An 8,192-nucleotide genomic window follows, 5' to 3' on the forward strand; every position below is an offset into this window, starting at 1 on the left:
GCGCACGTCCGGGCGGGGCCGGTTCGACCCCGAGGCTAGAGCTTGACCCATACGACAAGGTCAAGCGGGAATACCCGGCGAGCCCGCGGCGCTTTCGTCGCTATGGGCGATTCATCCGCTATGAGGCCCCTGCTCGCTGACGCACGGGATCGCGCGGTCGCGCAGATCGCGGCGCTGAGCCGGGAGTACGAGGACCTGCTCGAGGCGAACGCCCTGGTCGCGGTGGACGACGAGCACGACCCGGAGGGCGCGAGCACCGCCTTCGAGCGCGCGCACGTGGCCGCGCTGCTCGCGGCCGCCCGCACCCACGTCACCGACCTCGATCTCGCGCTCGAGCGTCTGGACTCGGGCGACTACGGACGATGCGAGGTGTGCGGCGCGCCCATCCCCGCCGAGCGCCTCGAGGTACGCCCGGCCGCGCGCACCTGCGTGAACTGCGCCGCCGATACCGGAGGCCGAGGCAGGTCCTGACCCGGTCGCAGCGCCGAGCCACACCTGCGGAGAAGGGCCCGGCCCAGCGCCGGGGGGGAGAGCGCTGGGCCGGGACGCGGCGGCCACTGAGACGGGGGATCCAGCGGCCGCGCCTGCCGCCGGAGCGGCATCAACCACACCATAGCCCTGACACGGCCGCTATGGCGGGAGAACGCAGTGATCTGAGCGGCGACTTCGAGAACGACACCCCGACGGGGTCCGCCGGGGTGTCGCCGAGGCGCCGCCGGCGCGCCGGAAGCCGAGGCGTCAGACGCGTTCGAGCTCGATGACCGGGATGGTGCGCGTCGTCTTGCTCGCGTAGTCGGCGAAGTTCGGCATCAGCGCGGCCTGCTTGGCGTAGTACTCGTCCCGCTCCGCGCCCTCGAGCACGCGGGCGATCACCTCGAACGTCTCGGCGCCGACCTCGACCCGGGTCTTCGGGTTCGCGACCAGGTTGTGGAACCAGGCCGGGTTCTCCGACGCGCCGCCCTTGCTGGCGAAGATGAAGATCCGCTCGCTCTCGCGGAAGTAGACCAGCGGCGTGACCCGCTCGTTGCCCGACTTGGCGCCCGTGTGGTGCACCAGGATCATCGGCGCCCCCTCGAACATCCCGCCGACCTTGCCCTCATTCTCGCGAAACTCCTTGATGACGGTGGTGTTCCAGTCCTGCGCCTCGGACATCTGCGGCCTTCCCCTGCGATGGATCGTTACCCGGACGAGGGTATCGATCTCTGTGTCGCCCGGGCGACCGGGGGCGCGGGGACGCGGGCCGCACCGCGTCGGCGGCGTGTCGTCGGCGTGTCGCGCTACGCGGACCGGCTCCGGATCCAGGCGACGTAGTCCACGACCGCCCGGGTGGTGTCGAATGAGGGCTCGTATCCGGTGTCGCGGCGCAGCCTGCTGATGTCGAGCCACATGGCCGGGAACCGCGGGTCCGGGTCGCCGCCGGATTGGAGCGGGGCGATGTGGCCGGGTACGGCCGCGGTCAGGGCATCCGCAACCTCGCCGTACGTCGTCATGCGTCCGCCGGAGACGTTGTAGACGCGGTCCTGGAGCTGGTCGGCGAGCTGCAGGCAGGCCAGTGCTCTGCCGCAGTCGCGGACGTAGAGCAGGTCGATACCGTCCTCGGCGTAAGGCAACACGCCCCCGGGCAAGGCGGCGACATCCACCGGCTCGCCCGCCACCGCCGCGTGAACCAGCTGCGGGAGCGCGAAGAAACGCGAGGTGGCGCGGCCGAGCGGGCCCCAGATCGCGCCGATGCGGGCGCTGTAGATCTCCACGCCGGTCGCCTCGCCGAGGTGCGAGACCAGGATCTCGTCGACCTTCTTGGACGCGGCGATGGCGTGGTGGGCGGTGAGCGGCAGCGGCTGGGCCTCGTGCTGCGGGCCGGCGCCGCCCCCGTCGTAGACGCCGATCGAGCTGGCCACGCCCATCCGCCGCACGTTCCAGGTGCGCGCGGCCTCGACCAGGTTGAGCAGCGCCTCCAGGTTCGCCCGCGCGTCGTGGACCGGGTCGCCGAAGTACGCCCCGGCCAGGTGCACGATCCCGGTGATCTCGTGTCTCTCGCCGAGGTCGAACAGCGCGCGGCGGTCGGTGACGTCGACCCGCTCGAGGTGGACGCGTTCGCCGACCTCGTCCGGGAACAGCGGGGCGTCGGTCTCGGCGCGCCGCTGGGCGAGCACGCAGGTCTCGCCGCGGTCGAGCAGCGCCCGGGTGGTGTGCGATCCGATGAACCCGAGACCGCCGGTGACGAGCAGCACGATGCGTCATCCTTCCTTCCCCCACATGCCTACTTGTTCAGCAGCGCTGACCATCAGTATGGCTGACGATTAGTCTAGCCCTACGATGAAAGGCATGTCGAGACAGTCGGAGGAGACCGGACCCAGCGTCGGGCCCCAGCTCAGCTCGCGGCTCGGTTACCTGTTCAAGCACGTCCAGCAGGCGCTGGCCGAGATCACCACGCCGGCGCTCGCCCGGTTCGACCTGAGCGGCCGTGAACTCGCGGTGCTCATCGTGCTCGACGGCCTCGGCCCCGCCTCGCAGCAGGAGGCGGCGCGCGGCCTCGCGGTGGACCGGACCACGATGGTGGCGCTGCTCGACGGGCTCGAGGCGAAGGGGATCGTGGCGCGCCGCCCGGCCGAGGAGGACCGCCGCCGCAATCTCGTCGAACTCACGGCGCAGGGCCGCGAGACCTTCGCGGCCGCGCTCGCGGCGAGCGACGAGGCCGAGCGCGCCTTCGTCGCCGGGGTGATGGACGAGGAGCACGCCGCCGAGTTCAAGGCGCACCTGCTCGCCCTGATCACGCAGCAGCGCGCCGCGCCCGAGCGCTGAGGACATCGGGCGGACAGACAGGCTGAAAGATCGCCAGACGGAAAGACAGGGCCGGGAATCCCGACGGATTACCGGCCCTGGTCTCTTTCGAGCTCCGGCGTACTACCCGGATCCCTCGGAGCGGCCGTGATGACGCCGCCCCTGGTCCGTGCCCATCTCCTCGAAGTCGTAGCGCTCGAGCTCGGGGCGTTCCCCGTCGGGGTGGCCGCTGGGCCGGTAGACGTCGCCGTCGCCGTTGTAGTGCTCGAGGTGCACGAAGGCCGGCCGGCGCTCGCGCGCGGCCGCTCCGTCGAGCGGCCCGCCGCGCAGGACGTAGCCCTTCGCCGACTCGGCCGTCGGTGGTTCCTGCGGTGAAGTGGTCATGGCCGCTCCTCGATCAGCACGCGGACGAGGCCTTGGCCAGGGAGGTGAACCTGTTGCCCAGGATGAGGTCGACGCTCGGGTCCTTGCGGCTGTCGGTCATGATCTGCGCGCCGGGCACCTCGGCCGCCACGGTGCGCAGCTCGTTCATCTCCGACTGCGCGCCCCACACCTGCGCCGCGATGGTCAGGTTGGACTTGAGCGGGTCGTTGGACACCACGTCGACGACGAAGCCGCGCTGCTGGAGCTGGGTGGCGGTCTGGGCGGCCAGGGAGTCCCTCTTCGTCGAGTTGTAGACGTTGAGGATGAAGTTGGCCTGCCCGGCCATCAGGCCGTCGGGGCCGCCCGGGTCGGACCCGACGGCGAACCCGGCCGCGGAGCCGTGAGCGGGCGCGTCGCACACCGAGGCGACCGTGTTGCGCTCGGGCGAGCTGGTCAGGAAGCTGTAGGCGCTCACCCCGAGCGCCAGCGCCCAGCCGGCGATCATGGCGACGAGCATATGGGTGCGCCTGCGCCGCCTTCGCGGGGGAACATACCCGTCGTCGAACGGCACGCTGAAGCGTTTCCCGCACAGCTGCCTGAGCGAGCGCTGCGTACTGGCCGAAGCGGCGGGCGCCGCACCCTCAGGAGTCCGACGCCTTATATGAAAATACGAGTTCATGCTGCGTTGATACCCAGGTCGTCGCCCGGGGTATTCGCATGCAGACCCGAAGTACCACGCTTGGCGTAACAGACCATCACACTTTAGCTGACCTGCTGTCAGCAGTCGCGAGCTGACTTGCCGTCAGCATGTCGCCGCGAAGGCCCGCCTCCGGCCACGCGGAACCTTCGCGCGGCGGGAAGCGGGCCTCAGCGGCCGGACTCCGCCGTACGGGCCGACGGTCACTTCGTGACGATGGACTCCACCCAGTCGATGAAGTTCGTCGTCGGGTCGCCGGTGCGCTCGGCCTCGGTGTGTGGCAGGGCCCATACGGTGGCGAAGTCGACGTTGCGGATGCCGTAGTTCTGCAGGGCCAGCAGCACGTTGATCTCAGTCGTGTTCGCGGTGTCGCCCTGCATGATCCCGGTGCGGATGCGCCAGTGCGGAGCCACCTGCGACTGCCGGTAGCCGCCGAAGGCGGGCGAGAGGTAGTACAGCGGGTTGTAGGCGTCGACCCGCCAGGCCACGTCCTTCCCGGCGTCGTCGCGCTGGGCGAAGTCACTGTCGTACGCGGCGGCGCCGTAGGAGGAATCCCAGTCGGAGTACGCGGCGTACTTCGCCTGGTTCGCCGCGATGACGTCGCGGGTGAGCGGCGCGAAGTGCGACGGCGCGTTCAGGCCCATGCCGAACACGCCGTTCTCCGTCTGCTCGCGGGAGTACCCGTCGAAGGCGCCGACCGGCTTGCTCGCGTTCTTCTGGCTGTTGACGAAGCCGCCCAGATCGAGCACCTCGACGGTGTTGGTCGCGGAGTCGTAGGTGACCCAGGTGGTGTCGGTGTTGAGATACGCGATGTAGTCCTCGACCGTCTGGAACGTGGTCGAGGTCGAACTCGTGCTCGGGGGCGTGGTCGAGCCGCCGGAGGGCGGCGGCCCGAACGAGGACTGCGTGTACGTGTAAGGGAACGCCGTATCGACCAGGAAGTCGTTGAGCGACGTGGTGATCACTGAGATGACGTACTCGTAGTAGCTGCCGGCCAGGTAGACGCCGCTGCTGGACTCGGCCAGCTCCAGCCGCCTGCCGTGCTCGTCGCGCAGGCCCAGGCGGTTGACGTACTTGGCCCAGGCGTTGGCCAGGTCCGTCGAGTAGGCGCTGGTCCAGGTGCCGGCCGCACGGGTGTCGGTCGAGGCGAACTGGCCCATGTTCCATTCGTAGGACAGGTTCGCCTCGTGCAGGCTGGTGATCGGGCACCAGGCCATGACGCCGGCGACGGCATCGCTCAGCGGCCGGCCGTGCGCGTCCTCCATCGCCGCGCCGATCGCGCGCAGGTAGGGGAAGTACAGGGCACTGTCACCGGACGAGCCGGCCACCGTGTCCTGGGCGCCGCCACCGCTCATGCCGAACAGGTAGATGTCGTCCGTACTGCCGGGCAGCACGCTACGGTTGTAGCGCAGGTAGCGGATGGCGGCCTTGAGGTCGGTCACGCCCCACGGGGCGTCGCCGGTGAGGGTGCTGGTCGAGCTGGACGTGCCGCGCATGCCCGGCCACACGTAGATGAATCCGGCCTCGAGGTACTGCGCGACCGCGCTGTAGCTGTAGGACGTGGCCGGGGACTGCGCGGAGTAGCCGGGAGTGTTGACCGGGACCACGATCGGCGCCGTGCGCGCCGAGTACGCACCGACGGTGCCCTTCTGGCTGAGCCGCGCGGTGTACGTGCTCCCGTCGCTGTTGAGCGACGCCGTCAGGTAGGCGCCGGGCACGTAGATCGAGAGGTTCTCGTAGTCCGTCGCGGCCGGGTTCGCAGCGTAGGCGGCCCCGATCTGGTAGTAGACGTCGTTGGTCGAGTCGTAGGACCAGGCGGCGGAGTCGAACTCCAGCGCGTCCTGCCCGCTCGCGCCGGCGGCGGCGCCCGACGAGCCGTCAGCCAGGGCCGTGCCCGCGCCCTCGGCGATTCCGAACGCGGCCAGCGCCGCGACGCCGGCACCCTGAAAAACGGTTCTACGTCTGATGTCCACCCGTGTACCTCCTTGTGCATCGGGTTGCATGGGCTCAGCCGCGCGCGTCCGCCGCCCCCATGGGTCGGGGGGTGGAGCGGACCGTGCGGCTGGTACGAGTCCCAGACCGTAGACTCCCCTGACTCAGGATTATCGATAATTTTGATGACAGTTGGGTGAGAAGGCTAGCGCGCGCCCGCGTCGAGCTTCCGGAGGTCCTCGAGGACCTCCGCCAGCCAGCCCTCGGCCAGCGACTCCGCACCGCGCCACAGGGGCTTGGTGACCAGGTGGAAGCGGAGGTTCTCGATCAGCCCGGCGGCGGCGATCCAGGGTCCTGCGGCCAGATCGTCGGCCGTGACCGGCCGCACCTCGGTGTAGCCCGCGAGGAAGTGGTCCCAGTTCGGCGCGCCGTACGGGAAGTCCGCGGCCGCCCAGCCCACGCCGGCGAGGTCGAAGTCGAAGACCACCAGTTCCGGCTCGTCGTCGGTGCCGCCGACGATCAGGACGTTGTCCATGGTCGCGTCGCCCTGACACAGGGCGATGGTCGGCGACAGGCCTTCCAGGGCCTTGCGCGTGGCCTCGGCGACACGCGTGACCATGGACCGGTCGGGCTCCGTGAGCCGCGGGAGCACCTGGGCCAGGGGCTCCTCCAGCAGCGTCGCCAGATCGCGCGGGCGGCGCCGCCCGGGCGAGGTGAAGGTGTCGCCCGCGGCGTGGATCCGGGCCATGAGTCGACCGTGCGCCCGGTGCAGGCTCGGCGGGAAGGGATACGGCGGGCGGCGCCCCTCCACCCGGTCCATCAACACCAGCGGCCGGGGCCCCTCGGGGGCGTCCCACACCCCTGCCATCGAACCGTCGGGGCGGCGCTTGATGGGCGCCACCGGGATCCCTTGGTCGATCAGGTGCGCGATCAGTTCACCCTCCCAGGCGACCTCCTCCGACCCGCGCCAGCCGTGGCGGTAGACCTTCAGGTAGTGGCCGGGCTCGACCACGTACACGTCGTTCGCGAAGGACCGGTGCAGGACGACCGCCTCGACGGGCACCTGCCAGTCCCGCTCGATGATCCTGCGCAAGGCCTCGGGTTCGGCCAGGGACCGCATCACGTCGGACACGCAGCAAGTCTCCCCCGCGCGGCAACCGGTTTTCCCGCCTCGGCGCAGCTCGCCGTGGCCCAAGCGTTATCGAATCCAGGCAACCTTCCGGGCCCCAGAGGGGGTGAGTACGGGTATGAGCGAACAGATCGGCTTCGCCGACTACGTGGCGGCGCGGCGCGAGCGCTGGGTACGGGCGGGCGTGCCTGCTCACCGGGGACCCGCACACCGCCGAGGAGCACCCGTCGACGCGACGATCAAGGAGCTGTCGTGAACGACCCCGAACTGAATCAGGGCGCGCCGAGCGGCAGAGACCCGAACGAGGCCGTCACCCGCGAAGTGCTCGACCAGGTCGTGGCGTCCGTGCACACCTCCCCCGACCTGGCCGAGCGCGTGCGGGCCGGGGGCATCGCGCGCCGACGCAGGACTCGATGGAGCGCGACCGCGGCGATCGCGCTGGTGGCCGCCGGGACGGCGGCGGGCGTCACCGCCCTCGGACCCGGCCAGAAGGCGGCGAGCGTCTCGGACGCCGCGTCCGGAGCCGCGACGGCCACCGCGTCGGCCGGCCCGGTGGCGCTTCCGACCTGCGCGGCCGAGGCGGACGCCTACCGCGTGGTGGAGCCGAGGACCGCGCCCACCGGGCCGGCCGTGGCCGGAGCCCCGGTGGCCGCGGTGGTCTGCCGCTACGGCCCGGACGGGAAGCCGGTGCGCTCCGCGACGGTGACCGACCCGGCCGACGTTACCGCCCTGCGCACCGCTGCGAACGCGGGGACGCCCTACGCCGGATCGAGGTTCTGCCTGCAGGGCTTCGGCAGCGCCGTCATCGTGTTCGTCTACGCCCAGGGCTCGCCACGGGGGGTGGCCGTGACCTACGACCCGGCCTGCGACGCCCTGGAGACGAAGGCCGGGTCGTACGACGCGACGGGGGCTCTGGACGGCCTGATCACCGGATGGGTCGGCGACTGGCGGGCGTCGGCGAGCCCGACGGGGTAGCGCGGACGGGGTAGCGCGCGGCCTAGGGAGTGTCTTCAAAGGGGCGTCGGGTCAGGCCGCGGCGTCTGACGCGTGCGCTCGCAAGGCGCCGGGCCGCGCGCATACTCGGTCGTCTGTAAACGGTCCGGCAACGCCGCGAGCGTGCGTGGCAGGCGTCGCGGCCCCGGCGAACCTTTGAAGACACGACCTAGAAGTCCGATGAAGATCTCTGTTCTGGCCCGGCCGCGCAGCGGTTGGGCCAGAATGCTGTCATGCAGGGTGAGTGGACGGGTGAACTGGCAGGTCCCGACGTGTGGGTCACGTGTCGGGAGCTGA

General features: G+C 70.8%; 10 protein-coding genes. 4 read left to right on the forward strand and 6 right to left on the reverse strand.

Annotated features, from left to right (window positions below; genetic code table 11):
* Positions 1–120 precede the first annotated feature (120 nt).
* Positions 121–471, forward strand: coding sequence for a TraR/DksA family transcriptional regulator (locus KDL01_RS09070; protein ID WP_212527934.1), 351 nt, complete (start codon positions 121–123; stop codon positions 469–471).
* A gap of 267 nt (positions 472–738) precedes the next feature.
* On the opposite strand, the gene KDL01_RS09075 is transcribed toward KDL01_RS09070, so the two are convergent.
* Both KDL01_RS09075 and KDL01_RS09080 read right to left on the reverse strand, forming a co-directional pair.
* Entirely contained in the window at positions 739–1,152 is a 414-nt protein-coding gene (locus KDL01_RS09075) for a nitroreductase family deazaflavin-dependent oxidoreductase (protein ID WP_212527935.1), read from the reverse strand.
* 125 nt (positions 1,153–1,277) lie between these two features.
* Positions 1,278–2,231, reverse strand: coding sequence for an NAD-dependent epimerase/dehydratase family protein (locus tag KDL01_RS09080; protein WP_212527936.1), 954 nt, complete (start codon positions 2,229–2,231; stop codon positions 1,278–1,280).
* A 94-nt stretch (positions 2,232–2,325) separates the two neighbouring features.
* Between KDL01_RS09080 and KDL01_RS09085 the strand changes: the two genes are divergently transcribed.
* A complete protein-coding gene (locus tag KDL01_RS09085; RefSeq protein WP_212527937.1) occupies positions 2,326–2,802 on the forward strand; it encodes a MarR family winged helix-turn-helix transcriptional regulator in 477 nt (158 codons plus the stop codon).
* A 102-nt stretch (positions 2,803–2,904) separates the two neighbouring features.
* Here KDL01_RS09085 and KDL01_RS09090 read toward each other — a convergent pair whose 3' ends face one another.
* The 4 genes from KDL01_RS09090 to KDL01_RS09105 all read right to left on the reverse strand — a co-directional run bounded on the left by KDL01_RS09090 (position 2,905) and on the right by KDL01_RS09105 (position 6,905).
* Complete coding sequence (locus KDL01_RS09090) at positions 2,905–3,165, reverse strand: hypothetical protein (RefSeq protein ID WP_212527938.1); 261 nt, start codon at positions 3,163–3,165, stop codon at positions 2,905–2,907.
* A 13-nt stretch (positions 3,166–3,178) separates the two neighbouring features.
* Positions 3,179–3,649, reverse strand: a complete 471-nt coding sequence (locus KDL01_RS09095) for a LytR C-terminal domain-containing protein (protein ID WP_212527939.1) — start codon at positions 3,647–3,649, stop codon at positions 3,179–3,181.
* A gap of 395 nt (positions 3,650–4,044) precedes the next feature.
* On the reverse strand, positions 4,045–5,814 hold the full coding sequence (locus tag KDL01_RS09100) for a hypothetical protein (protein ID WP_212527940.1): 1,770 nt from the start codon (positions 5,812–5,814) through the stop codon (positions 4,045–4,047).
* A 164-nt stretch (positions 5,815–5,978) separates the two neighbouring features.
* The gene (locus KDL01_RS09105; RefSeq protein ID WP_212527941.1) at positions 5,979–6,905 is read right to left on the reverse strand and encodes a phosphotransferase enzyme family protein; all 927 of its coding nucleotides are present in this window, start codon (positions 6,903–6,905) and stop codon (positions 5,979–5,981) included.
* 115 nt (positions 6,906–7,020) lie between these two features.
* On the opposite strand from KDL01_RS09105, the gene KDL01_RS09110 reads away from it, so the two are divergent.
* Positions 7,021–7,158, forward strand: a complete 138-nt coding sequence (locus tag KDL01_RS09110; RefSeq protein WP_212527942.1) for a hypothetical protein — start codon at positions 7,021–7,023, stop codon at positions 7,156–7,158.
* The gene (locus KDL01_RS09115) at positions 7,155–7,877 is read left to right on the forward strand and encodes a hypothetical protein (RefSeq protein WP_212527943.1); all 723 of its coding nucleotides are present in this window, start codon (positions 7,155–7,157) and stop codon (positions 7,875–7,877) included. The genes KDL01_RS09110 and KDL01_RS09115 overlap by 4 nt, the downstream gene beginning before the upstream one ends.
* The last annotated feature ends 315 nt before the right edge of the window (positions 7,878–8,192 follow it).

Source organism: Actinospica durhamensis (genome assembly GCF_018139695.1).
Lineage (GTDB): Bacteria > Actinomycetota > Actinomycetes > Streptomycetales > Catenulisporaceae > Actinospica > Actinospica durhamensis.

Coding starts and splice junctions, on each gene's coding strand:
- KDL01_RS09110 (WP_212527942.1), top strand. CDS start 7,021: ATGAGCGAACAGATCGGCTTCGCCGACTACGTGGCGGCGCGGCGCGAG.
- KDL01_RS09090 (WP_212527938.1), bottom strand. CDS start 3,165: ATGACCACTTCACCGCAGGAACCACCGACGGCCGAGTCGGCGAAGGGC.
- KDL01_RS09095 (WP_212527939.1), bottom strand. CDS start 3,649: ATGATCGCCGGCTGGGCGCTGGCGCTCGGGGTGAGCGCCTACAGCTTC.
- KDL01_RS09070 (WP_212527934.1), top strand. CDS start 121: ATGAGGCCCCTGCTCGCTGACGCACGGGATCGCGCGGTCGCGCAGATC.
- KDL01_RS09075 (WP_212527935.1), bottom strand. CDS start 1,152: ATGTCCGAGGCGCAGGACTGGAACACCACCGTCATCAAGGAGTTTCGC.
- KDL01_RS09085 (WP_212527937.1), top strand. CDS start 2,326: ATGTCGAGACAGTCGGAGGAGACCGGACCCAGCGTCGGGCCCCAGCTC.